Source organism: Amycolatopsis tolypomycina (assembly GCF_900105945.1).
Classification (GTDB): Bacteria; Actinomycetota; Actinomycetes; order Mycobacteriales; family Pseudonocardiaceae; genus Amycolatopsis; species Amycolatopsis tolypomycina.
Genome location: NZ_FNSO01000004.1, coordinates 3,518,312 through 3,542,512, shown reverse-complemented (window position 1 = coordinate 3,542,512; position 24,201 = coordinate 3,518,312). Strand labels below are relative to the sequence as shown.

23 protein-coding genes are annotated in these 24,201 nt (G+C 71.8%); 15 read left to right on the top strand and 8 right to left on the bottom strand.

Going from position 1 to position 24,201, the window contains the following annotated elements; genetic code table 11:
• Position 1 precedes the first annotated feature (1 nt).
• From BLW76_RS26280 to BLW76_RS26255, 6 genes are all read left to right on the top strand, one after another.
• Positions 2-976 carry a branched-chain amino acid transaminase gene (locus BLW76_RS26280; protein WP_091311975.1) on the top strand — a complete coding sequence of 325 codons (975 nt, stop codon included), beginning with the start codon at positions 2-4 and terminating at the stop codon, positions 974-976.
• Between the two features lie 19 nt (positions 977-995).
• On the top strand, positions 996-1,604 hold the full coding sequence (locus BLW76_RS26275) for a prephenate dehydratase domain-containing protein (RefSeq protein WP_208613385.1): 609 nt from the start codon (positions 996-998) through the stop codon (positions 1,602-1,604).
• A gap of 10 nt (positions 1,605-1,614) precedes the next feature.
• Entirely contained in the window at positions 1,615-2,577 is a 963-nt protein-coding gene (locus BLW76_RS26270) for an ornithine cyclodeaminase family protein (RefSeq protein WP_091311970.1), read from the top strand.
• On the top strand, positions 2,574-3,635 hold the full coding sequence (locus tag BLW76_RS26265; protein ID WP_091311968.1) for a histidinol-phosphate transaminase: 1,062 nt from the start codon (positions 2,574-2,576) through the stop codon (positions 3,633-3,635). Before BLW76_RS26270 ends, BLW76_RS26265 begins: the two co-directional genes overlap by 4 nt.
• 79 nt (positions 3,636-3,714) lie before the next feature.
• A complete protein-coding gene (locus BLW76_RS26260) occupies positions 3,715-5,037 on the top strand; it encodes a M20/M25/M40 family metallo-hydrolase (RefSeq protein WP_091311966.1) in 1,323 nt (440 codons plus the stop codon).
• The gene (locus BLW76_RS26255) at positions 5,037-5,918 is read left to right on the top strand and encodes an alpha/beta fold hydrolase (protein WP_091311964.1); all 882 of its coding nucleotides are present in this window, start codon (positions 5,037-5,039) and stop codon (positions 5,916-5,918) included. Before BLW76_RS26260 ends, BLW76_RS26255 begins: the two co-directional genes overlap by 1 nt.
• Here the strand turns inward: BLW76_RS26255 and BLW76_RS26250 are convergent.
• Positions 5,896-6,594 carry a methyltransferase domain-containing protein gene (locus tag BLW76_RS26250; RefSeq protein WP_091311962.1) on the bottom strand — a complete coding sequence of 233 codons (699 nt, stop codon included), beginning with the start codon at positions 6,592-6,594 and terminating at the stop codon, positions 5,896-5,898. The two genes, BLW76_RS26255 and BLW76_RS26250, sit on opposite strands and share 23 nt — an antisense overlap.
• Positions 6,595-6,622: 28 nt before the next feature.
• Between BLW76_RS26250 and BLW76_RS26245 the strand changes: the two genes are divergently transcribed.
• Genes BLW76_RS26245 through BLW76_RS26235 form a run of 3 tightly spaced genes read left to right on the top strand, consistent with a single transcriptional unit; the run spans position 6,623 to position 8,355 of the window.
• Entirely contained in the window at positions 6,623-7,006 is a 384-nt protein-coding gene (locus BLW76_RS26245) for a MerR family transcriptional regulator (protein ID WP_167384741.1), read from the top strand.
• Between the two features lie 31 nt (positions 7,007-7,037).
• Complete coding sequence (locus BLW76_RS26240) at positions 7,038-7,637, top strand: ArsR/SmtB family transcription factor (RefSeq protein ID WP_208613384.1); 600 nt, start codon at positions 7,038-7,040, stop codon at positions 7,635-7,637.
• Entirely contained in the window at positions 7,627-8,355 is a 729-nt protein-coding gene (locus BLW76_RS26235) for an SRPBCC family protein (RefSeq protein ID WP_091311960.1), read from the top strand. Before BLW76_RS26240 ends, BLW76_RS26235 begins: the two co-directional genes overlap by 11 nt.
• On the opposite strand, the gene BLW76_RS26230 is transcribed toward BLW76_RS26235, so the two are convergent.
• From BLW76_RS26230 to BLW76_RS26220, 3 genes are all read right to left on the bottom strand, one after another.
• On the bottom strand, positions 8,352-8,576 hold the full coding sequence (locus BLW76_RS26230; protein ID WP_004561940.1) for a DUF5703 family protein: 225 nt from the start codon (positions 8,574-8,576) through the stop codon (positions 8,352-8,354). The two genes, BLW76_RS26235 and BLW76_RS26230, sit on opposite strands and share 4 nt — an antisense overlap.
• Positions 8,573-9,586, bottom strand: coding sequence for a YncE family protein (locus BLW76_RS26225; RefSeq protein WP_091311958.1), 1,014 nt, complete (start codon positions 9,584-9,586; stop codon positions 8,573-8,575). Before BLW76_RS26225 ends, BLW76_RS26230 begins: the two co-directional genes overlap by 4 nt.
• A 98-nt stretch (positions 9,587-9,684) precedes the next feature.
• Positions 9,685-10,653 carry an aldo/keto reductase gene (locus tag BLW76_RS26220; RefSeq protein WP_167384740.1) on the bottom strand — a complete coding sequence of 323 codons (969 nt, stop codon included), beginning with the start codon at positions 10,651-10,653 and terminating at the stop codon, positions 9,685-9,687.
• A gap of 86 nt (positions 10,654-10,739) precedes the next feature.
• Between BLW76_RS26220 and BLW76_RS26215 the strand changes: the two genes are divergently transcribed.
• The 4 genes from BLW76_RS26215 (at position 10,740) to BLW76_RS26200 (ending at position 15,586) form a co-directional block, all read left to right on the top strand.
• Positions 10,740-11,777: an LLM class F420-dependent oxidoreductase gene (locus tag BLW76_RS26215; protein ID WP_091311954.1), complete on the top strand. Its 1,038-nt coding sequence runs from the start codon at positions 10,740-10,742 to the stop codon at positions 11,775-11,777.
• Between the two features lies 1 nt (position 11,778).
• Positions 11,779-12,621, top strand: coding sequence for an undecaprenyl-diphosphate phosphatase (locus BLW76_RS26210; protein WP_091311952.1), 843 nt, complete (start codon positions 11,779-11,781; stop codon positions 12,619-12,621).
• Positions 12,622-12,730: 109 nt separating this feature from the next.
• Positions 12,731-13,438 carry a histidine phosphatase family protein gene (locus BLW76_RS26205; protein ID WP_091311950.1) on the top strand — a complete coding sequence of 236 codons (708 nt, stop codon included), beginning with the start codon at positions 12,731-12,733 and terminating at the stop codon, positions 13,436-13,438.
• A 93-nt stretch (positions 13,439-13,531) separates the two neighbouring features.
• Complete coding sequence (locus BLW76_RS26200) at positions 13,532-15,586, top strand: M3 family metallopeptidase (RefSeq protein ID WP_091311948.1); 2,055 nt, start codon at positions 13,532-13,534, stop codon at positions 15,584-15,586.
• A gap of 114 nt (positions 15,587-15,700) precedes the next feature.
• Here BLW76_RS26200 and BLW76_RS26195 read toward each other — a convergent pair whose 3' ends face one another.
• Positions 15,701-16,282 (bottom strand): ClpP family protease, encoded by a 582-nt coding sequence (locus BLW76_RS26195; RefSeq protein WP_091311946.1) that lies wholly within the window; start codon positions 16,280-16,282, stop codon positions 15,701-15,703.
• A gap of 199 nt (positions 16,283-16,481) precedes the next feature.
• Here BLW76_RS26195 and BLW76_RS26190 point away from each other — a divergent pair, with 199 nt between their 5' ends.
• A complete protein-coding gene (locus BLW76_RS26190; protein ID WP_091311944.1) occupies positions 16,482-16,793 on the top strand; it encodes a hypothetical protein in 312 nt (103 codons plus the stop codon).
• A 60-nt stretch (positions 16,794-16,853) separates the two neighbouring features.
• Here the strand turns inward: BLW76_RS26190 and BLW76_RS26185 are convergent, their stop codons facing one another.
• Positions 16,854-17,840, bottom strand: a complete 987-nt coding sequence (locus BLW76_RS26185; RefSeq protein ID WP_091311941.1) for a malate dehydrogenase — start codon at positions 17,838-17,840, stop codon at positions 16,854-16,856.
• Positions 17,841-18,226: 386 nt separating this feature from the next.
• Between BLW76_RS26185 and BLW76_RS26180 the strand changes: the two genes are divergently transcribed.
• Positions 18,227-18,856 carry a DUF4360 domain-containing protein gene (locus BLW76_RS26180; protein ID WP_167384739.1) on the top strand — a complete coding sequence of 210 codons (630 nt, stop codon included), beginning with the start codon at positions 18,227-18,229 and terminating at the stop codon, positions 18,854-18,856.
• A gap of 43 nt (positions 18,857-18,899) precedes the next feature.
• Here the strand turns inward: BLW76_RS26180 and BLW76_RS26175 are convergent, their stop codons facing one another.
• Together BLW76_RS26175 and BLW76_RS26170 are read right to left on the bottom strand one after the other, a co-directional pair.
• A complete protein-coding gene (locus BLW76_RS26175) occupies positions 18,900-21,029 on the bottom strand; it encodes an FUSC family protein (protein WP_244170313.1) in 2,130 nt (709 codons plus the stop codon).
• Positions 21,026-24,148, bottom strand: a complete 3,123-nt coding sequence (locus BLW76_RS26170; protein WP_091311936.1) for a GH92 family glycosyl hydrolase — start codon at positions 24,146-24,148, stop codon at positions 21,026-21,028. Before BLW76_RS26170 ends, BLW76_RS26175 begins: the two co-directional genes overlap by 4 nt.
• Positions 24,149-24,201: the final 53 nt, after the last annotated feature.

The following is a 24,201-nucleotide window of genomic DNA, read 5'->3' as shown; positions in this document are numbered from 1 at the left end:
CGTGACCGCCGAGGTGTCGGGCGGGACGCGGACGGACGAGCGGCCCGCGACGACGGCGTGGGCGTACCACCGGGACGGGTTCGTGCCGGTCGCCGAGGCCACCGTCCCGGTCACCACGCAGGGCCTGCACTACGGCACGGGCGTGTTCGAGGGCATCCGGGCGCACGTGGTGCCCGGTCGGTCGGAACTCGCGGTGTTCCGTCTCCGCGACCACTTGGAGCGGTTCGCGCGGTCGTGCCGGCTGTTGCGCATCGACCTGCCGCAGGACACGGCGGAGCTCGCGGCCGTGGTCGTCGAGCTGTTGTCGCGCAACGGTGTCGCGCGTGACACCTACATCAGGCCGTTGGCGTACAAGTACCGCCCGCTGCCCGGGACGGGGCCGGGGGTGTCGTTGCGCGGCAACTCCGACGCGCTGTCGGTGATCGCGTTCACCTTGGGCGACTACTCGCCGGCGGCGGGCGTGCGCTGCTCGTTCAGCTCGTGGACGCGCCCGCCGGGCCGGTCCCTTCCGGTGCGTGCCAAGGCGACCGGGACCTACCTGAACAACGCGCTGGCGGTGGACGAGGCGCGGGCGGCGGGCTACGACGACGCGATCCTGCTCAACGAGCGTGGCGACGTGGCGGAGGCGAGCACGGCCAACGTGTTCGCCGTGCGCGGCGACGAACTGCTCACCCCGCCGCTCGACGCCGACATCCTCGAAGGCGTCACCCGCGACACCGTGCGGGTGCTGTCGGCCGATTTCGGCCTGAGCTACACCGAACGCCCGCTGCAACCGGCCGACCTGCTGGTCGCGGACGAGGTGTTCCTCACCGGCACGGGCATGGGGGTCACGCCCGTGGTCGGGATCGCCGGCCGGGACGTCGGCACCGGCGAACCCGGCACCGTGACCACCGGCCTGCGCCACCGTTACCACGACCTGGTGCGGGGTTCGGACGACAGGTACGAGCACTGGCTCACCCGCGTGCGAGTGCCGTGAGATGCGTTGGGAGAGCGAGATGTCCGTGGCAGAACCGATGTTGCTGGCCGAACCACGCCTTGCTGTGCTGTCGGGCAGCGACGTGCCCGTCAAGGCGGTGGGCACGCTGGGGCCGGCGGGAACGAGCAGCGAGCAGGCGGCCCGGCACGTGTGGCGCACCTTCGCCGCCGACGGCCCGCCGGAGATCAGGCTGTTCGACACCTACGAGAAGGCCGCTGAAGCGCTGAGATCCGGCGAGGTGAGCCACGTCGTCGTGGCCAGCGCGTATTCCGGCGTCAACGACTACTACATGGACACCAGGCTGGCGCTGTGCGGTGCGTTCATCCAGGACACGCCGCTCTACGGCCTGGCGCGCCGGCGGGACCGGAAGGCGCTGCCGGACTGGCCGCGCATCGCCACGCACCCCGCGCCGACGGCGCTGATCGCGCAACTGCTGCCGGAGCGGTTCACCGGCTACGAAGCGATCAAGGTGACCTCCACCAGCGCGGCCGCGATCGCGGTCGGCGACGGCGTGGTGGACCTGGCGCTCACCACGCAGCCGGCCGTGGCGGCGCACGACCTGGAGTTCATCTCGCGCACGCGCACGATCCGGATGCTGTGGTCGGTGTTCGTCGCCGCGCGGGTCTGAAAGGGGCCACATGCAGTTCCTCGACGAGCACGACGTCCACCGGCTGTACCCGGTGGAGGCGGCGATCGACCTGATGGCCGAGGCGATGCGCCGCTACAGCGCGGGGCAGGTGAACCAGCCGCTGCGCACGATCCTGCGCCCCCCGCACGAATCGGGTCTGCTGGGCACGATGCCGTGCCACGTGGCGGGCGACGACCACGCCGGGTTCGGCCTCAAGGCGATGGTCCTCAAGCCGGAGAACCCCGCGCGCGGCCTGGACCTGCACATCGGCGTGGTGATGGTGTTCGACCCTGACACGGGACGACCGCTGGCCGTGATGGACGCGGGCGCGATCACCGCCACCCGCACGGCCGCCGTGTCGGCGGTGGCCACCGACGTGCTGGCCCCGCCCGACGCGGGCGACCTGGCCGTGCTCGGCTCGGGCGTGCAGGGGCGCAGCCACCTGCGGGCGCTGGCCGTGGTCCGCAAGCTGCGCCGCGTGCGGGTGTGGTCGCGGACCCGCGCGCACGCGGAGGACTACCGGGCGTGGGCCGAGGGGCTGGGCATCGACGTGGAGGTCGCGCCGGACGTGCGGTCGGCGCTCGACGGCGCGGATCTGGTGTGCACGACCACGGCGGCCCGCACCCCGATCGTCGAGGCGGGCTGGGTGGCGCCTGGAGCGCACCTCAACGTGGTGGGCGGCTCGTTCGCCGACGCGCGCGAGCTCTCGTCGGAGACGGTGGCGAGGGCGGCGGTGTTCGTGGACAGCCGGGAGTCGGCGGCGGCCGAGTCCGGCGACCTGCGCGCACCGCTGGCCGAGGGCCTGATCGGGGCCGACCACGTGCGGGCCGAGCTCGGCGAGGTGCTCCTCGGACGGCACCCCGGCCGGGAGCGACCGGACGACACCACGCTCTACAAGTCGCTCGGTCTGGCCGTGCAGGACGTCATGTCGGGCTTCTACGTGGCTCGCGCCGCACTCGAGGAGGCGTCATGACCCCGGTTCCCCGCACGGTACTGGACGAAGTGCCCCTGTACGTGCCGAAACCGCCGGTGGCGCGGGCGGACGGCGTGTCGCACCGGTTGTTCCTCAACGAAAACCCGTACCCCCCGCTGCCGTCGGTGCTGGCCGAGATCTCGCGGGCGGCGCTGACCGCGCACCACTACCCGGAGATCATGCCGGGCGAGCTGGTGGCGGCGCTCGCCGCACGGCTGGGCGTGCCGGAGAGCGACGTGGTGACCGGCCCGGGTTCGGTGGGGATCTACCAGCAGGTGGCGCAGGCGATGCTGGAGCCGGGGGACGAGGTCGTGTACGCGTGGCCGTCGTTCGAGGCGTTCCCGATCGTGGCGCGGATCGCCGGGGCGCGACCGGTGCCGGTGCCCCTGCGGGACGGGGTGCACGACCTGGCGGCGATGGCGGAACGCGTCACCCCGCGCACGCGGGCCGTGTTCCTCTGCGACCCCAACAATCCGACCGGCACGTCCGTCGGCGCGCGGGGGCTGTCCGCGTTCCTGACCGCCGTGCCGGAATCGGTGCTGGTGGTGCTGGATGAGGCGTACCGCGAGTTCAGCACCTCGGCGGTGGACGGCGTCGAGCTGTATCGACGGCACCCGAACGTCGTCGTGCTGCGGACGTTCTCGAAGGCGTACGGTCTGGCGGGGCTGCGCGTGGGTTACGGGGTGGCGCAGCCGGTGCTCAGTGCGGCCCTGCGCAAGTGCGCCGTGCCGTGCGGGGTCAGCGGGATCGGGGTGCGCGCGGCGCTGGCGTCCCTCGCGGCGGAGCCGGAGCTGGCGAAGCGCGTGGCCATCGTCAAGGCGGCCCGGGAAGGACTGCGCGCGGCCCTGCGGGAACGCCAGGTGCCGGCGCCGCCCACCGACACGAACTTCCTGTGGCTGCCGCTGGGGTCACGGGCGGACGAGGTGGCCGACCTGCTGGAGCGGGCCGGTCTGCTGAGCCGCCGGTACCCCGGCGAGGGCATCCGCCTGACGGTGGGGACGCCGGAGGCCAACGCCGCCGTCGTCGCCGCGCTCGAGAAGGCTTTCGCCGCCGCCTGAGCTCGGACGCCGGGGCGTGCGGCCGTCCCAGCAGGCGCGCAGCCAGCGCACCCGGCCAGCCGGGTGATAGGAATGGCCGGTGACCGAACCGAACCTGATCGAAGCCGCCGCGGCCGAAGCCGTCACGCTGACCAGCGAGCTCATCCGCATCGACACGACCAACACCGGCGATCCCGACACGCTGGTCGGCGAGCGGGCGGCGGCCGAGTACGTCGCGGAGAAGCTGACCGACGCCGGCTACGAGATCACCTACGTCGAGTCGGGCGGGAAGAACCGGCACAACGTGATCGTCCGGCTCGAAGGGGCCGACCGGTCCCGGGGCGCCCTGCTGATCCACGGTCACCTCGACGCCGTGCCCGCCGACGCCTCGGAGTGGTCGGTCCACCCCTTCTCCGGGGCCATCCAGGACGACTACGTCTGGGGGCGCGGCGCGGTCGACATGAAGGACATGTGCGGGATGGCGCTCGCGCTGGCCCGGCACTACAAGATGCACAACGTCGTGCCGCCGCGCGACCTGGTCTTCGCCTTCCTGGCCGACGAGGAGGCCGGCGGTCACTACGGCGCCCAGTGGCTGGTCGAGAACCGGCCCGAGCTGTTCGAAGGCGTCACCGAGGCGATCAGCGAGGTCGGCGGCTTCTCGATCACGCTCAAGGACGACGTCCGCGCCTACCTCATCGAGACGGCGGAAAAGGGCATCCGCTGGATGAAGCTGCGCGTGCGCGGCACCGCCGGGCACGGCTCGATGATCCACCGCGACAACGCCGTCACGAAGCTGGCCGAGGCCGTGGCGAAGCTCGGCAACCACCGGTTCCCGCTCGTGCTCACCGACTCGGTCAGGGAGTTCCTCGCCGGCGTCACCGAGATCACCGGGTGGGACTTCCCGGAGGACGACCTGGAGGGCTCGGTCGCCAAGCTGGGCAACATCTCCCGGATGATCGGCGCGACCCTGCGCGACACGGCGAACCCGACCATGCTCACCGCCGGGTACAAGTCGAACGTCATCCCGTCGGTCGCCGAGGCCGCCGTCGACTGCCGGATCCTGCCCGGGCGCCTGGAGGCGTTCGACCGCGAGCTCGACGAGCTGCTCGGCCCGGACATCGAGAAGGAGTGGATGGAGCTCCCGCCGGTCGAGACGACGTTCGACGGCGCGCTCGTCGACGCCATGAGCGCCGCCGTGCTGGCCGAGGACCCGGGCGCGAAGACGCTGCCGTACATGCTGTCCGGCGGCACCGACGCGAAGTCGTTCCAACAGCTCGGTATCCGCAACTTCGGCTTCGCGCCGCTCAAGCTGCCGGCCGACCTCGACTTCTCGGCGCTGTTCCACGGCGTCGACGAGCGCGTTCCCGTCGAGGCGCTGAAGTTCGGCACCCGCGTGCTGGACCGGTTCCTGCGCACCAGCTGATGACCGGGTTCGCGCTCGCCGACGGCACGTCCCTGCAGCTCGTCCGCAGGGGCGACCCGGCCGCGCCGGTGACGGTGGTGTTCGTCCACGGCTACGCGCTCGACCAGCGCAGCTGGGGCCGCATCGCGCCGCTGGTGCCGGACGCCGCCGACGGGCCGGTGGCCGTGCTGACCTACGACCAGCGCGGCCACGGCGGCTCCGGCCGGGCGCGGCGCGGCACGGCGACCATGGCGCAGCTCGGCGACGACCTCGCCGAGCTGCTGACGCGCGAAGTGCCCGAAGGCCGGGTGGTGCTGGCCGGCCACGACATGGGCGGCCTGGCGATCATGTCGCTGTCCCAGCGGCACCCGGAGCTGTTCGCCGAGCGGGTGTCCGGCCTGGTGCTGCTGGCGACGTCGTCGGGCACGCTCGCCGCCGAGGTGTCGGCGACCTGGCCGAACGCGCTGGGGAAGCTGGCCCGCGACCTCGAGGCGGTGCTCGGGTCGAAGCTGTTCGGCGTCGTGCGCGAGCACACGAGCCGCGCGGTCAGCGCGGGCCTGCGCTGGTGGCTGTTCGGCGACGACCCGGACCCGGACCTGGTCGAGCTGACGGTGAAGATGATCCGCGGCAACTGGCCCCACACGGTGTCGCTGTTCCGCCCGGCGATGGACGCCTACGCCCGTGACGCGGCGCTGGCCCAGGTCGGCGACCTGCCGGTGACGGCGATCGTGGGGGAGCGGGACCGGATCGTGCGGGCGTCCGATGTGGAGCAGTGGGTCCGCGGCCTGGGCAACGGGACGGCGGTGGTGCTGCCCGGTGTCGGGCACGTCGTGCCCCTGGAGGCCGCGGCCCAGGTGCTGCCGCGGGTGGTCGCGCTCGTCAACGCGAGCCTCCGGAGTTAGTGCCGGCCGCGAGGAAGATCGGCACCGCCACGAACAGCCGGTCGTCGGCGGCCCGGGCCGTCTGTTCGGCCAGCCAGGCGCCGTCGCCGCCGAGGTCGGCCAGGACCGGCAGCACCGCCGCGTCCGTCCACACCAGCGTGTGGACCTCGACCGTGACGTCGGTGAACCCGTTGTCCAGCAACAGGTTCCGGTACCGCCGGGCGATCCGCGGGTGCGGCATCCCGTCCGCTCGCGTGTGGACGATCCGCCGGGTGCGGACCGGGTCGTCGGAGTCGATCACGATCGTGTCCCAGTCCTGGCCGGTGAGCACCGCGCGGCCGCCCGGGGGCAGGACGCGGCGGGCCTCCGCCACCGCGAGCGCGGGGTCCGGCAGGACGTGCAGGACCTTGTCGGCGCGGTAGCCGGTCACCGAACCGTCGGGGAGGGGCAGGGCGGCCGCGTCGGCGACGTGGAACTCGCCGTCGGGCCAGCGGGCAGCCGCCGTCGAGACCATCGCCGGGTCGGCGTCGACGCCGATGGCCCGGACCCCGCGGGCGGCCAGTTCGCCGACGGCCCGGCCGCCGCCGCAGCCGACGTCGACCACGGTGTCGCCGAGGTTCCGGTAACTCAGTTCCCGCAGGGCAACGGCTTGCGGGCGGTCGTCGAGGGCGTCGAGGAGCGTGAGCAACGTGGACATGCCGCCCATCGTGGGACTTAATGTCGGGATGAAGTCAATCGGCGAAGTGGCGGCTCGCTTCGGGCTGCCGGCCCACGTGCTGCGCTACTGGGAAGCGGAAGGGCTGCTGACCCCCGCCCGCGTCGGTGACCGGCGCCGCTACGCCGACGCCGACGCCGACGTGCGCCGGGTGGCCGCCGTCCTGGTCGCCAAGGAAGCCGGGTTCGAGCTCGCGGACATCCGGTCGATGCTGACCGACCGGTCCGCGGCCGGCCGCGCGGCGATGGCCGCCCGGCAGCGGGAGCGGCTGCGGACCCGCATCGCCCGGGCGCAGGCCGCGCTCGAGCTCCTCGAGGGCGACTGCCGGCACGACGACCTCATGACGTGCCCGCACTTCCAGACCCTGCTGGACCGACAGCTCGAACGTTCTTGACAATTTCTCTGTTCGGCTGGATGCTGGGCGCATGTTTCCCGTGGCGGTGATCGAAGACGCGGCGGCGGCCGAGGTGTCGCTGGACCCGGTCCGGGCCCGGCTGCTGGCCGAGCTGGCCGAGCCTGCCTCGGCCACGATGCTCGCCGCGCGCGTCGGCCTGCCCCGGCAGAAGGTCAACTACCACCTGCGCGCCCTGGAGAGCCACGGCCTGGTGGAGCTGGTCGAGGAACGCCGCAAGGGCAACGTCACCGAGCGGATGATGCGGGCGACGGCGGCTTCGTACGTCATCTCGCCGACGGCGCTGGCCGCCGTCCAGCCGGACCCGGCGCGCTCGCCCGACCGGCTGTCGGCCCGGTGGCTGCTCGCCGTCGCCGGCCGGCTCGTGCGCGACGTCGGCCTGCTGATCACCGGCGCGGCGAAGGCCAAGCAGCGCGTGGCGACCTTCGCGCTCGACGGCGAGGTGCGGTTCGCCTCCGCCGCCGACCGGGCCGCGTTCGCCGAGGAGCTCACGGCCGCCGTCACCGCGCTGGTGGGGAAGTACCACGACGAGACGGCCGAGCAGGGCCGCAACCACCGGGTGGTCGTCGCCGTCCACCCCAGCGTCCCGGAGGAGTCCGCAGGTGGGGCATGAGTTCGAACTGACCGACGCCGCCGAGGTCGCCGCGACCCCGGAGGAGGTCTGGGACGCCATCGCGACCGGGCCCGGCATCGACTCGTGGTTCATGGGCCGCAACGAGGTCGAGGGCGGCACCGGCGGCACGATCCGCGGAGCATTCGGTGCCTACCAGCCGGAATACCGGATCCGGGAGTGGGATCCGCTGGAGAAGCTCGGCTACGGCAACGACCCCGCGCCGGACGGACGGCGGATCGCCTACGAGTTCCTCGTCGAGGGCCGCGACTCCGGCAGCACGGTGATCCGGTGCGTCACCAGCGGGTTCCTGCCCGGCGACGACTGGGCGGACGAGTTCGAGGCGATGACCGCGGGCGGCGAGCTGTTCTTCCGCACCCTGGTTGAGTACGTCACGCACTTCGCCGGGCGGATCGCGACCCCGGTGACGGCCTTCGGGCCGCCGGTGGGGGACTGGGCCGAGGCGTGGACTCGGCTCGGCACGGCGCTCGGCCTGGCCGCGCGGCCCGCCGTGGGAGACCGGGTGCGGCTCGGCGGGGAGGGCGTGGTCTACGCCGTGAACGACCAGACCGTGGGCGTGCGGACGGCGGACGCGATGTTCCGCTTCCTGCGCGGCTTCCACGGCCCGATGGTCGCCGGCCACCACCTCTTCACCCCGGGCGCGGACCCGGAGGTCGAGGAGAAGGTCTGGGCCGAGTGGCTGAACCGGGTGTTCGGCTAGGTCGGCAGGGCGCCGGGCAGGCTCTGCGCCGTCTTCTTGCGGCGCAGCCACACCCGCCGCGTGCCGTCCGCGTAGAGCCGGACGGTCCGCAGTTCCCAGCCCGCGAACTCCGCGTGGATGGAGAGCTGGATCGCCGCCGCACGCCGGGACACGCCCGGGGGGAGGTGCAGGCGGCGATACTCCCAATCCCCTTCGACCACCGCCTCGCTGACCGCTGTCATGGCTGGATCACCTGGGTCCCTTCTCCGGCGGCCGAGCCGACGATCACCCGGCCGCTCTTTTCGTCCACCCCCACCGAGTCCGGCTGGCGCACGGTGGGGAACCGGTACTTCTCCACGGGCTCGCCGCCGCGGACGTCGAACCCGGCCACTTCGTTCCGTTCGGTGAGCGTCACCCACGCCAGGCTGCGCGTCGCGTCGTAGGCGATCCCGTACGCCCCGCCGGGCACCGGATACCGCTGCCGCAGGATCAGCGGCCCCGCCGAGAACGCCAGCAGCGCCCCCGCCCGCGCGTCGGTCACCAGCACCCGGCCGTAGGAGTCCGCCACGGCGTTCGCGGCGCCGTCGCCCGCCCGCAGGCCCTCGTCGACCTTCCCGCCGGCGACGTCGACCGAGAACACGGCGGTCCGCAGCCGGTCGAGCACCACCACGCCGTCGCCGGTGTCGACCACGTCGTCGGCGCTGTAGAGCTGCCCGCCGATCGTCCGCGCGGGCCCCGCCGCCGGCAGCACCCGGATGTCCTTGCCCGTGCCCATCGCGACCAGCCGATCGGCCCCGTAGGCGATGCTCGACGCCGGCTGCCCGCCCGTCTTCGTCTCGGTGAGTTTCCGGTCCGGCAACGTCAGCTGCTGCACCACACCCTGCTCGGGCTCGGCGATCTCGATCCGCCCCGGCGCCACCGTCAGCTTCGCCACCTTGCCGTATAACGGCATATTCACCGGCGGTGACGCGAGGGCGTTCAGGTCGTACAGCTGCAGCGACGGCGGAGAAGACACGGCAACGACGAGGGTCGAGGTCTTCGCGTCGACGGCGACGGCCGACACCGAGCCGGTGCCGAGCACCTGACCGGCGGGTTTCACGGTCACGGCGGGGGAGACGGCCGGGCGCGCGGCGGTCGGGTTCGCGACGATCTGCAGGTCGTCGGAGGTGGACTTGGCCGACGAGCAGCCCGAGAGCACCAGGGCACCGGCGAGCGGGAGCGCGATCCACGACACGGCGGCGAGCCGATGCACGTTGCGGCCTCCAGGCGTTCCTCGGCGGTTGGTCTTCACCAGCATGCTCCTTGATCCCCGTGCCGTCACGTGCGTGTCACCGAACAGACACCTGGCGCTCACCGCGGCCAGCGTTCGGGGTAGCCGACCTCGATCGCGCTGACGTCGTCGAGCGCGGACCGGATGGCGGGCGGGAGGGTGATGTCCTCCGCCGTCAGCGAGCCGGTGAGCTGGCCGGTGTCCCGCGCGCCGACGACCGGGGCGACGACGCCGGGCCGGTCGCGGACCCAGGCCAGTGCGACGGCGAGCGGGGACGTGCCGAGCCCGTCGGCGGCGGTCGCGACGGCCTGCACGATCCGGGCGGCGCGGTCGGTGCGGTGGTGCTCGACGTACCCGGCGTACGCGCTGTTCGCGCCGCGGGAGTCGGCGGGCGTGCCGGTGCGGTACTTGCCGGTGAGCACGCCGCGGCCGAGCGGCGCCCAGGGCAGCAGGCCGATGCCGTGGTGCGCGGCCGCGGGCACGACCTCGCGGTCGATCCCGCGTTCGAGCAGCGAGTACTCGACCTGGGTGGAGACGATCGGCGCGACCGCCGAGGCACCGGCGGCCGCGGTGGCCAGCTGCCAGCCTGCGTAGTTCGAGACGCCGACGTAGCGGACCTTCCCGCTGGTCACGGCGTACTCGAGGGCGGAGAGCGTCTCGGCGAGCGGGACGTGCTCGTCCCAGGCGTGCAGCTGCCACAGGTCGATGTGGTCGGTGCCGAGCCGCTTGAGCGAGCCGTCGAGCGCGGCGAGCAGGGCGCCGCGGGAGGCGCCGCCGCCGAACGGGCCGTCGGTGCGCTTGGCGACGGCCTTCGTCGCCAGGACGACGTCTTCGCGGGGCACGAGGTCGCCGAGCAGCGAGCCGAGCACCCGCTCGCTCTCGCCTTCGCCGTAGATGTCGGCCGTGTCCACCAGGGTGCCGCCGGCGTCGACGAAGGCGACCAGCTGGCTGGCGGCCTCCTCCGCGTCGGTGTCGCCACCCCAGGTCATGGTGCCGAGCGCCATACGGGAGACGCGCAGTCCCGAGCGGCCGAGCAGTCGCTTTTCCACGACCGCCGAGCCTAGTGGGCTGCCCCGTCCGGAGGAGACCAAGGTGAGTCGTGTCGCGATCAAGGCCCCCGTTAGGGTCTGGCCCCGTGCGACTCGGACTCAACCTCGGCTACTGGGGAGCGGGGAACGACCCCGCGAACCTGGCCCTGGCCAGACAGGCGGACGACCTCGGCTACGCGGTCGTGTGGGCGGCGGAGGCCTACGGCTCGGACGCGGTGACGGTGCTCACGTGGATCGCGGCGCAGACATCGCGGATCGACGTCGGGGCCGCCGTGCTGCAGATCCCGGCCCGCACGCCGGCGATGACGGCGATGACCGCCGCGACGCTCGACACGCTGTCGGGCGGCCGGTTCCGGCTCGGCCTCGGCGTGTCCGGCCCGCAGGTGTCCGAGGGCTGGCACGGCGTCCGGTTCGCCTCGCCGGTGGGCCGCACGCGCGAGTACGCGCAGATCGTGCGGACGGCGTTGCGCCGTGAGCGGCTGAAGTTCGAGGGCGAGCACTTCACGTTGCCGCTGCCGGACGGTCCCGGGAAGGCGCTGCGGCTGACGGTCCGCCCGGCCCGCAAGCACATCCCGCTGTACCTGGCCGCGATCGGCCCGAAGAACCTGGAGCTGGCCGGCGAGATCGCCGACGGCTGGCTGCCGGTGTTCTTCTCGCCGTCGCACGCGGGGGAGCAGCTGGCCCACATCCGGGCCGGCGCCGAGCGGGCGGGCCGCGACCTGGCCGGCTTCGACGTCGTCCCGTCCGTGCCGCTGGTCCCCGGCGACGACTGGCGGACCTGCGCGGACGCCGTCCGCGGCTACGCGGCGCTCTACCTCGGGGGGATGGGGAGCAAGGAGAAGAACTTCTACAACCGGCTGGCGTGCCGGATGGGATTCGCGGCCGAGGCCGCCGAAGTGCAGGAGAAGTACCTGGCGGGCGACCGCGCGGGGGCGATGGCGGCGGTGCCGGCGGAGTTCCTCGACGCGACGTCGCTGCTGGGCCCGAAGGAACGGATCGCGGAGAAGATGACGGAATACGCCGAAGCCGGCGTGACGACCCTGTCGGTGTCGCCCTACACGCCCGAGCCGGCCGCAGCGCTGCGCACGGCCGTCGAGGCCCTGGACCTGGCGGGGGTGGCCTGACGTGGGCTGGTTCGAAGCACTCGTCCTGGGCCTGGTCCAGGGCCTGACGGAGTTCCTGCCGATCTCGTCGAGCGCCCACCTGCGGATCGTCGCGGCGCTGGCAGGCTGGGACGACCCGGGCGCGGCGTTCACCGCCGTCACCCAGATCGGCACCGAGCTGGCGGTGATCATCTACTTCGGGCCGAAGATCGGGAGGATCCTGCGCGCCTGGTTCTTCTCGGTGTACAAGCCGGAGTGGCGCCGCGACCCGGACGCCCGCCTGGGCTGGCTGATCATCGTCGGCTCCCTGCCGATCGTGGTGCTCGGCCTGCTCCTGCAGGACCAGATCGACAGCGCGTTCCGCGACCTGCGGATCACCGCGACCGTGCTCATCGTGTTCGGCCTGATCCTGCTGGTCGCCGACCGCATCGGCAAGCAGGAGCGGACGCTGGACAACCTGACCGTGCCGCACGGCCTCGGCTTCGGTTTCGCGCAGGCGCTGGCCCTGATCCCGGGCGTGTCCCGGTCAGGCGGCACGACCAGCGCGGGCCTGCTGCTCGGGTACACGCGGGCGGAGGCGGCGGAGTACTCGTTCCTGCTGGCGCTGCCGGCGGTGTTCGGCTCGGGGGTGTACAAGCTCAAGGACATCGGCTCCGGCAACGTGCCTGCTCAGTGGGGTCCGACGATCCTGGCCACGCTGGTGGCGTTCGGTGTGGGGTACGCGGTGATCGCGTGGCTGATGGCGTACATCAAGAAGCGCAGCTTCGTGCCGTTCGTGGTGTACCGCCTGGTGCTGGGCGTGCTGCTGTTCGTGCTGATCTTCACCGGCGCGCTGGACCCGAACGCGGGTCCGGTCGGCCACTGAGCCGCGCCGGAACGCAGTGAATGACTCATTCCTGACGCCTGACGCCAGGAATGAGTCATTCACTGCATCGGGGCCACTGCTTGATCGGCCCCCACGTAGGGTGGGGGCCGTGAGTACGGTCATTCTGCTCCGGCACGGCAAGTCCACGGCCAACGGCTCCGGCATCCTCGCCGGGCGGTCCCCGAAGGTCAACCTCGACGACACCGGCCGTGCCCAGGCGGAGAAGCTCGTCGAACGGCTGGACGGCGTGCCCCTGTCGGGGCTCGTCGTCTCCCCCATGCTGCGGTGCAAGCAGACCGTCGGCCCGCTCGCGGCAGCGCGCGGTCTGGACAAGGTCGTCGAGCCCGGGCTGTCCGAAGTGGACTACGGCGACTGGACGGGCAAGGAGCTCAAGCACCTGGCGAAGGAGCCGCTCTGGCGGGTCGTGCAGGCGCACGCCTCGGCCGCGGTGTTCCCGGGCGGCGAGGGCCTCGCCCAGATGCAGGCCCGGTCGGTGGCCGCCGTCCGCGCCCACGACCGGCGGATCACCGCCGAGCACGGTGACCACGCCGTCTGGCTGCTGTGCAGTCACGGGGACGTCATCAAGTCCATCCTGGCCGACGCGCTCGGCCAGCACCTCGACGCCTTCCAGCGGATCGTCGTCGACCCGGCGTCCATCTCGGTGGTGCGCTACACCGAGACGCGGCCGTTCGTCATGCGGGTCAACGACCACGGTGGCGACCTGCGCGGCATCGTGCCGCCCGAACCGAAGCCGAAACGGGGCAAAAAGGGCACCTCGACCAGCGACGCCGTCGTGGGCGGTACCACGGGCCGGTGACCCCGGCCACCTTCGGAAAGCGCTGACATCCACCCAGGTGGAACCCGTAGGGTGGCGGGACCGAGTGTTTGTCCCCGACCTGGAGCCTGCCCGATGATTTCGCCGGACAATCCGTTCGCCGCACCCAGCGAGCTGCCCTACGCCCTGCCGCCCTTCGACCGGATCTCCGACGAGCACTACCGGCCCGCGTTCGAGGCCGGGCTGGCCGAGCACGCGGCGGAGATCGAGCAGATCGCGGCCCAGGACGCCGAGCCGACGTTCGAGAACACCATCGTGGCCCTCGAGCGCGCCGGCGAGCTGCTGGGCCGCGTGGCGAGCGTGTTCTACAACCTGGCCGGCTCCAACAGCACCGACGAGATCCAGGCCATCCAGGCGGAGTTCGCGCCGAAGCTGGCCGCCCACCACGACGCGATCCACCTCAACCCGCAGCTGTTCGCCCGCATCGACGCCCTCCACGCGCGCCGCGACGAGCTGGGCCTGGACGCGGAGTCGCTGCGGCTGCTGGAACGGCGGCACACCGACTTCAGCCGCGCCGGTGCCGGGCTCGGCGAGGCCGAGCAGGCCCGGCTGCGCGAGCTCAACGAGCAGCTGTCGACCCTGCAGACGAAGTTCCAGCAGAACCTGCTCAAGGACACCAACGACCTGGCCGTCGTCATCGCCGACCGCGCCGAGCTCGACGGCTTCGGCGAAGGCGCGATCGCCACCGCGGCCGAAGCGGCGTCCGCCCGCGGCGAGGACGGCAGGTACGTGCTCACGCTGAGCCTGCCGACCAGCCAGGCGTCCCCGCTGGAGACCCTGCGCGACCGCGACGTCCGCGCGCGCATCCACACCGCGTCGATGGCGCGGGGCAACCGCGGCAACGCCTGCGACAACAACGCCGTCGTCGCCGAGATCGTGCGCCTGCGCGCGGAACGGGCCGCCCTGCTCGGCTACCCGAACCACGCCGCGTACGTCATCGCGGACGAGACGGCGAAGACGGCCGAAGCCGCCGCCGGGCTGCTGGAGCGGCTGGCGCCCGCGGCCGTCGCGAACGCCCGCGCCGAAGCCGCGGAGCTCCAGCAGCTGCTGGCCGCCGACGTGCCCGGCGCCGAGCTGCGGCCGTCGGACTGGCCGTTCTACGCCGCCCAGGTCCGCCGCGAGCGCTTCGACGTCGACACCGAGGCCCTGCGCCCGTACTTCGAGGCCGACCGCGTGTACCTCGACGGCGTCTTCTTCGCGGCGACGAAGCTGTACGGCCTGACGTTCACCGAGCGCGACGACCTGCCGAAGTACCACCCGGAGGTCCGGACCTTCGAGGTCTTCGACGCCGACGGCACCCCGCTCGGCCTGTACCTGCTCGACCTCTACACCCGCGACTCCAAGCGCGGCGGCGCATGGATGAACACCTTCGTCGACCAGTCCGAGCTGCTGGGCCGCAAGACGGTCGTGGTCAACGTGCTCAACGTGAACAAGCCGCCGGCGGGGGAGCCGACGCTGCTCACCTTCGACGAGCTCGTCACCGCGTTCCACGAGTTCGGCCACGCCCTCCACGCGCTGGTCTCCGCGGTCCGCTACCCGACCTTCTCCGGCACCAACGTCCCCCGCGACTTCGTCGAGTACCCGTCGCAGGTCAACGAGATGTGGATGCTGTGGCCGGAAGTCCTGGCGAACTACGCCAAGCACCACGAGACGGGGGAGGCGCTGCCGCAGGAGCAGGTCGAGAAGCTGCTCGCCGCCCAGCAGTACGGCGAAGGGTTCTCCACCACCGAGTACCTGGCGGCATCCCTGCTCGACCAGGCCTGGCACGGCCTCGGCGTCGACGACCGGGTGGGGGACGTGCAGCGGTTCGAGACCGAAGCACTGGTGAAGGCCGGCGTGGCCGTCGACGCGATCCCGCCGCGCTACCGCACGACGTACTTCGCCCACATCTTCAGCGGCGGCTACAGCGCCGGGTACTACTCCTACATCTGGAGCGAAGTCCTCGACGCCGACACCGTCCAGTGGTTCCGCGACAACGGGGGACTGACCCGCGAGAACGGCGACCACTTCCGCCGCACGCTGCTCGGCAGGGGAGGCAGCATCGACCCGATGGACGCCTTCCGCGCCTTCCGGGGCCGCGACCCCGAGATCGAGCCGCTGCTGGCGCGGCGAGGCCTCGGCGGCGTCTGAACCACCCGGTCACCTCAGTGACCTCTTCAACTGTATAACGACCTATACGCCCGGGCGATTTTTTTCAAAAATCGCCCGGGCACCTTCATGTCAAAGAAGCAACGACGGGGAAGGTCAGCCGGGGGCCACGATGTGGTCGACGAAGCCGTAGGCCAGGGCCTCGTCGGCGTCGAACCAGCGGTCGCGGTCGGCGTCGGTGGTGATGCGTTCGACGGCCTGGCCGGTCTGGCGTGCGGTGATCTCGGCGATGCGGCGTTTCATCTTGCCGAAGACCTCGGCCTGGATGGCGATGTCGGTGGCGGCGCCGCCGATGCCCGCCGAGGGCTGGTGCATGACGATCCGGGTGTTGGGCAGCAGGTAGCGCTTGCCGGGGGTGCCGGAGGAGAGCAGGAACTGGCCCATGGAGGCGACGAAGCCGAGGCCCCAGGTGGAGACGTCGGGTTTGACGAGCTGCATGGTGTCGTAGATGGCCATGCCGGCGGTGACGGAGCCGCCGGGTGAGTTGATGTAGAAGGTGATGTCCTTGGCGGGGTCGTCGGCGGCGAGCAGGAGGAGCTGGGCGATGATGCGGTTGGCGACGTCGTCGTTGACTTCGGAGCCGAGGAAGACGATGCGGTCGCGCAGGAGTTGTTCGTAGACCGTGTCGTTGGTGCTTTGGCCGGGCGTCTGCAGGTCGGGTACGGCGAGAAGGGTCATGGGGGCGACGGTAGGGCTCATGATCGCCGGTCGGGGTGCGGTTTCGCTGTGAGCGTGCGGTGTTCGCTCCGGGCGATGCGGAGGTTCGTTCCGCGGATCGGGGAAACCGCGGTGTCCTCGTCACTTGGGTGGATGTGGGTGCCGGGGTGCGGAGCTAGCGTCTGGCGTGCTCGAGTCGGCCCCAACCGTGAGGACAGCGATGAACAGGATCGAAGAAGCCGCCGGCGTGCAGGCCGGGACGCTGGTCGGCTTGCAGGTGAGGCTGCCGGTGCAGCCGGTGAGCTGTGCGGCGACGGCCGCGGCGGCGACCAGGTTCGCGGCGCACGCGGCGTTCGGCAAGGCCGCCGGGTTCGGGTTGGCGTTCATCGCGGCGACGGCCGCGGCTTATGGTGCCGGGGTGGCCCAGGGCCGTTTCGAGACCCGCGACGACGTCACCGGCACCGGGGGTGTCGAGGGTGGTCTGAGCGCCGAGGCGTTGCTGCGGGCGCGGACGGATCTGCTGCCTGCCTGAGCCGGGAAAGGGCCGCCGTCACTGGTGTGGCGGCGGCCCTTTCGCGTGGGTGGCTCAGGTTCAGATGAGGCCGAGCTTCTGGACGGTGTCGCGTTCCTCGACGAGCTCGTTGACGGAGGCGTCGATGCGGGCGCGGGAGAAGTCGTCGATCTCGAGGCCCTGGACGATCTTGTACTGGCCGTTCTCGGCGGTGACCGGGAAGGACGAGATGAGGCCTTCGGGGACACCGTAGGAGCCGTCGGAGGCGACGGCGGCGGAGGTCCAGTCGCCGGCCGGGGTGCCGTTGACCCAGGTGTGGACGTGGTCGATGGCGGCGGAGGCGGCCGAGGCGGCGGAGGAGAGGCCGCGGGCTTCGATGATGGCCGCGCCGCGCTTGGCGACGGTGGGGATGAAGTCGTTTTCGAGCCAGGCCTGGTCGACGGCGTCGGCGATGGGCTTGCCGCCGAATTCGGCGTGCTGGACCGAGGGGTACTGGGTGGCGGAGTGGTTGCCCCAGATGGCGACCTTCTTGAGTTCGGTCACCGGGACGCCGAGCTTCTTGGCGAGCTGGGCGAGGGCGCGGTTGTGGTCGAGGCGGGTCATCGCGGTGAAGCGGTCGGCGGGCACGTCGGGGGCGTGCGAGCGGGCGATGAGGGCGTTGGTGTTGGCGGGGTTGCCGACGACGAGGACCTTGATGTCGTCGGCGGCGCCGGCGTTGATGGCTTCGCCCTGGGGCTTGAAGATGCCGCCGTTGGCTTCGAGGAGGTCGCCGCGCTCCATGCCCTTGCTGCGGGGGCGGGCGCCGACGAGGAGGGCGATGTTGGTGCCTTCGAAGGCCTGCTTGGGGTCGTCGAAGATGTCGGTGCCGGCGAGGAGGGGGAACGCGCCGTCTTCGAGTTCCATCGCGGTGCCCTCGGCCGCCTTGACCGCCTGCGGGATCTCGAGCAGCCGCAGCTTCACCGGGACGTCCTGGCCGAGGAGCTGACCGGACGCGATGCGGAAGAGCAGCGCGTAGCCGATCTGGCCGGCGGCGCCGGTGACGGTCACGTTGACGGGGGCTTGGCTCATTGCGGTTCTCCAGCTTGAGACGACTTTGGCTTGTGGGTGGAGCCTATCCCTCCCGGGCGTCGCTGGTCGGGTGCGTCCAGTCACTGTTGTGAGGATCGCAGCCCGGTCGGGGTGCCGCCGGTGCCGGGGTGCTGGTCGGCCGGGCCGGACGTCATGCGGGTGATCGTGGGCGGTCGCCGGGGGAGCGGGGGGCGAAATCGTTTTCTCCGCCCCGTTTATTCACGGCCGCCGGAATGGGCTTTGGCAAATTGTCGAAAGGTGAGCAATGCCGCTTGGTGGGACGAGACGTGCAGTGTTGCTCCGTTCAGCGGGGTTTGCTTCCATGATCCTTTCGCTACCATGGTCCGGCCCCCGTCCCCAATTTGAATGTATTGGGAAGGATTCCGATGCTGTCTGCGGTCGTTGCTGCCGTAATGGCGCTGTCCTCTGTGGTCGCCCCGCATTCGTGGAACACTCCTCCGCCGCCCGACAAAATCGTCATCGACGTCGTGAACGCCATCGGCACGGGCTGCCCGCTGGGCACGTCCGCGGTGGCCGTTTCGCAGGACAACACGGCGTTCACCGTGACGTACAGCGCCTACACCGCCTTGGTCGGGGTGGGTGCGGGTCCGCTCGACGCGAGGAAGAACTGCCAGATCGGCCTGCGGGTGCACGTGCCGCAGGGGTTCACCTACGGAATCGCGCAGGCGGACTACCGCGGGTTCGCGCACCTGGAACGTGGGGCGACCGGCCTGGAAAGAGCGAACTACTATTTCCAGGGTAATTCGCCGACGGCGTATATTCAGCACCCGCTGACCGGGCCGTTTGAAGACGACTGGCATTTCACGGACAAGACGGAAGTCGGGGCGATCGTGTTCAAGCCCTGCGGCGAGGAACGCAATCTGAACATCAACACCGAATTGCGGGCCGCGGCAGGCACGTCGGACCCGAAGAAGACCACGAGCTACGTCACGATGGACTCGACCGACGGCAGCATCACCACCGTCTACCACTTCGCGTGGCTGGCCTGCCCGTAACCGGCACGAACCGGGGCGGCGCGCGGCGCGCCGCCCCGGCGGTTCACCTCGCGGGGGCGCGGGGATCGGTGGCTTCGACACCGAAGACGCGGCCGAGGGACACCAGGGCTTCGTCGAGGTGGCTGAGGCTGGACAGGACGGCCCGGGTTTCGGCCGCATCGACGCGGTCGGAGACCGGGGTGCCGTCGTCGCGCACGAGCGTGCCGGGTGTGGGGCCACCCGGTGCGTCCAGTGCCTTGTGCACGACGTCGATGTTGGCGAGCAGGCGTCCGGTGAACTGCCGGAGCCGGTCGGCGTCGGTGCCGGTGAGCTGGCCGGGCTGGGCGCGGGCGGCCACGTGCCGGGCCCGGAAGGCGATCGTTTCGAGCGTGGTCAGCACGTGCCAGCCGTAGTCGCGGCGGGCGCTGCGGAGGTTGACCGGGTGGGTCAGCGGCTCGATGGTGGCCCGGACCTGTTCGACGGCGCGGTCGAGGTCGCGGGACAGTTCGATGATGTTGACGTTCTCTTCGCCGGCGAGCAGGCCGCGGGTGTGTTCGAGGAACTCCGCCAGGTCGTCGAGGACTTCGGCGATGTCGTCGAGCATGACCGAGCGGGTGCGGACCGGCACGATGACCACGGCGGCCAGGATGCCCGCGGCGGCGCCGACGGCGGTTTCGGCGACGCGGATCCAGAGCACTTCGAGGCTGAAGGTGCCGAGCAGGCTGTAGAGCAGGCCGAGCATGCTGGTGACGAAGAAGGCCATCACCACCTGGGAGACCCGCGCGGTGTAGACCATCCCGAAGACGCACACGAGGATGAGGCCGAGGGTGGCGGTGGTGTTGCCGCCGACGAGCGGGGTGAGCAGGACGCCGCCGACGATGCCGATGAGGGTGCCGCCGAGGCGGCGGACGCCCTTGACGAAGGTGGCGCCGGCGCTGGAGGCGCCGATGAACACGACGAAGACGGTGAGCACGGCCCAGTACCAGCGCTGGTGGGAGACGAGTTCGCCGCCGAGGACGGCGAGCCCGCCGCCGACGACGGCTTGGATCGCGCTGCGGGTGCGGTTGTCGTAGGCGAACTTCGGTGCCGGCTCGTCGGTGTCCTCTGTGTTGTCCACGTCGGGGGCGAGCGGGTCCGGGGTCGCCTCGGGGGCGGCGGCTCGCTGGGCTCGGTCGTCGGCCAGGGCGAGTTCGGCCAGTGCCTTGCGGACGCCGTCGCCGGGTGCGGCGTGTTCGCCGATGCGGCTGCCTTCGACGAGCAGCCTGCTGTATTCGCCGGTTTCGCTGATCAGGGGCAGCTCGCGGGGGTCGCGTTCCATGAGGGCGCGGAAGCGGGCGAGCCGGGCGATGAGGTCGTCGCGGACCTCGGTGGTGAGGTCGGCGGAGCAGGTGCGCTGGACGGTGCTGGCGAGCCACTGCACGGCGAGTTCGACTTCGATGGCGCGGCGGCGGAGCCGGTCGGCGGCGTGGGCGTCGACGACGTCGGGGGCGGCGTCTTCGATGAGCAGGACGCATTCGTGCAGCCGTTCGAGTGCCGTGCGCAGCTGACGGCGGGTGCGGTCGCTGCCGTTGACGGCGAGGTGGGCTTCGGCGGCGCGGACGACGGCGGCGAGGCGGGCGCGGAAGGCGCGGCGCACGCGCAGGAACTCGGCTTCGGCGTTGCGGCGCAGCAGGACGAACCGGACGACGGCGTTGGCGAGGACGCCGACGCCGAGTGCCATCAGCAGCTGGGGCACCTGCTTGACGTGGGCCTGCAGGAACATCGGGAAGAAGAACAGGAAGAAGGCGATCGAGCCGAGTGCGGTGCCGCGGGCGCCGAAGCGCTGGGCGTAGACGGCGACGAAGATCAGCAGGACGAACACGATGCTGTCCAGTGGTGGCAGCGTCGAGCCGAGGCTGGCGGCGGTGATCGAGGCGGCTCCGGTGAGGAAGGCCAGCACGAGGGTGACGGCCTGGCCGCCCGGGGTGGGGTCGTTGACGGTGAACGCGGTCATCATCGCGGCGATGGCGCCGACGAGGGTGACGGTGAGCGGGACGTGCGCGGGCAGCAGGGCGGCGACGGCGAGGACGATGCCGAGCACGGCGGAGCCGGCCAGGCGCAGCCGGACCAGGCCGGGGTCGGCCGCCACGAGCCGGTCGAGTGCGGCGGTGCGGAGGTGGTTCGTCGGGCCGTTGTTCATCGGACGGTTGTTCATCGAGCAAGGAGCTCCCACTGGGCGAGGGTGGTGCGGCGGCCGCGGGTGGCGGTGATCCGCAGCCGGTAGCGGGTGTGCGCGGCGGGGGTGGCGAGGACGAACGGGCGGGTCTGGCGGCGCCAGCGGAACTGTTCGTCGGCGCGTTCGTCGAGGGTGGTCCAGTCGGTGCCGTCGTCGGAGCCTTCCAGGACCCACGCGCTCGGGTCGCCGGAGCGGTCGCCGGAGGTCAGGGTGTAGATGGTGAGTTCGCGGGGTTCGCCGGTGACGGTGAACTCGATCGCCGGGGTGGCGGTGCGGAAGGTGACCTGGGTGCGGCTGGTGTCGTCGAAGAGGGCGGCGGTCTTGGTGCCGTCGGAGCTGGTCGCGGTGCCGGTCAGGTCGGTGGCCGGGGCCGGGTGTTCGGCGGGGGGTGGCGGGGTGCCCCAGCCGGTGGGTTCGGTGGTCAGGTCGAAGACGAGCTCGGCGCCGGCGGCGAGGGTGGCGTGGGCGATCGACGTGTCGTCGTGCGGTTCGCCGTTGACCGTGAGCCCGCGGACGTAAAGGGTCTCGTCGGTGTTGCCGGGTGCGTGGATGACCAGCTTCTTGCCGTCGCCCAGGTGGACGGTCGCTCTTTCGAACAGGGGTGAACCGATGGCGTAGCGCGGGCTGCCCATCTGCAGGGGGTAGAAGCCGAGGGCGCTGAAGACGTACCAGGCGGACATCTCGCCGTTGTCCTCGTCGCCGGGGTAGCCCTGGCCGATTTCGCTGCCGAGGTAGAGCCGCCGCAGCACTTCCCGCACGACGGCCTGGGTCTTCGCGGGCGCGCCGGCGTGGTGGTAGACGTAGGGAATGTGGTGCGAGGGCTGGTTGGAGTGGCCGTACTGGCCCATCCGGACGTCGCGGGCCTCGGTCATCTCGTGGATCGGCCCGCCGTAGGCGCCGGGGCGCCGTCCGGTTTCCGGGGTGGCGAAGAAGGTGTCGAGCTTGGCTTCCAGTCCGGCGAGGCCGCCGTGGAGGGCGGCGAGGCCGGGGCCGTCGTGGGGTGCGGTGAAGGCGGTGTTCCAGGCGTTGGTTTCGACGAAGTCGCCGCCCCAGGCGGCCGGGTCGTAGCCGTGCGCGGGGAACCTGCGGCGGCCGTCGCGGTGGCGGCCCTGGAAGAAGCCGATCTCCGGGTCGAAGTGGTGGACGTAGTGTTTCGCGCGCTCGCGGAAGTAGGCGGCGTAGTCGGCGTACATCCGTGCCCTCGCCGGGGCACTTTCACGTGAAAGTGCCCCGGCGAGGTTGGCCAGGCCGAAGTCGTTGAGGCACCCTTCCAGCGCCCAGGACAGTCCTTCGCGGACCGACACCGGCGTGTAGTGCAGGAAGATCGACTCTTCGAGGCCCTTGCGGCCGACCGCGCGGCGTGGCGGGGCGACGGTGGCGTTCTTGAGCCCGGCGTCGAAGGCGGCCTCGACGTCGAAGTTGCGGACGCCTTTGAGGTAGGCGTCGGCGAACGCGACGTCGGAGCTGGTGCCGGTCATCAGGTCGGCGTAGCCGGGGGAGGACCAGCGGGCGATCCAGCCGCCTTCGCGGTACTGCTGGACGAAGCCGTCGATCATCCGGCCGCAGCGTTCCGGGGTGAGCAGGGCGTACGCGGGCCAGGTGGTGCGGTAGGTGTCCCAGAAGCCGTTGTTGACGTAGAGCTCGCCGTCGACGACCTTCGCGCCGGTCCGCCGGCGGGTGCTGGGCCACCACCTGCGCACGACCGGGCTGGCGTGCCGGATCCCCTTCGGCGTGTCCTCGTGCGCGACGTTGGGGTAGAGGAACAGCCGGTAGAGGTTGGAGTACAGGGTCGTGCGCTGGTCTTCGGTGGCGCCTTCGACCTCGACGCGGCCGAGCTCCTCCTGCCACAGCCGCCGCGCTTGGGCCTTGACCTGCTCGACCGTCGTCCCGGCCGGGATCTCCAGCTCCAGGTTGCGCTGGGCCTGGGCGAGGCTGATCAGCGACGTCGCGATCCGCAGGGTGACGTCGGGGCCGTCGAACTCGAAGTACCCCGAGACCCGCCGCCACGGTGGGAAGCGGACCTTGGCGCCGCGGGTGGCGGGGGCGTCGGTGACGCCGTAGACGAACATCCGGCGCGCCCCGGCCGAGAGCCTGCTGCGGACGGTCGTGTAGCCGGTGATCACGCCGGTGTCGGCGTTGATGCGCAGGCGGCCGCGGTTGCGGACGTTGTCGAACAGCAGCCAGCCGTGCTTGTCCGGGAAGGTGAACCGCATGATCGCCGCGTGCGAGGTCGGGGCGAGGTCGGCGGTCATCCCGTTGGCGAACCGGACGCCGTAGTGGTGTGGTGAGCCGGTCTCGTCGGCGTGGGAGAAGGCGAGGGCGCGCTTGCGGCGGTCGCGTTCGACCGGGCCGGTGCCGGGCATGAGGTGGAAGGTGTGCCGGTCGCCCATCCAGGGGCTCGGCTGGTGTGACAGCGCGAACGCCTGCAGGGCGGGACGGTTCTGCTCGTCGTTGTGGCGGTGGTAGGAGTAGAGCCAGTTGGTGACGCCGGCGTCGGTGACCGGGGTCCAGAAGTTGAACCCGTGGGGCACGGCGGTGGCCGGGAAGGTGTTGCCGCGGGAGAATTCGGCGCTGGAGTGCGTGCCGCGGGTGGTGCGGACGCAGTCGACCGGGTCGCGCGGCGGCTGGGGGCGTTCGGCGATCCGGACGTCGTCGAGCCAGCCGGTGATCTCGCCGGGTGCGTCGGTGCGCAGCACGAGCCGGCTGATCCGGCGCCCGGCGAACGCTCCCAGCGGGCGGCGGACGAGGTTCCACTGGTCCACCCAGAGCGTCTTGTCGTCCACCGGGTCGAACCCGGCGGTGGTGCCGTCGGCGAACTCGACGTCGACGCTGACCCGGGTGGCGTGGTAGGCGGGGATGTCGCCGTCGGCGGCCGGGAAGACCACATAGGACAGCTCGGTGCGGCCGGTGACGGGCGCGTCGAGTGCGAACAGGACGGCGTGGGGCCGGGCGGTGTAGCGCAGGGCGCGGGTGCCGGTGAAGCCGACGCCGGTCTTGGCGGTGGGCGAGCGGTCCGGGCCGCCGCCGACCTGCAGGCCGGGGTCCGCGGGCTGCGGATCACCGGTTTCGAAGGACGAGAAGAACACGGCGTCGGACATGCGCCCACCGTAACCGCCGCCGAACGGCGCAGCGTGCTGAACACCGCTGCCCG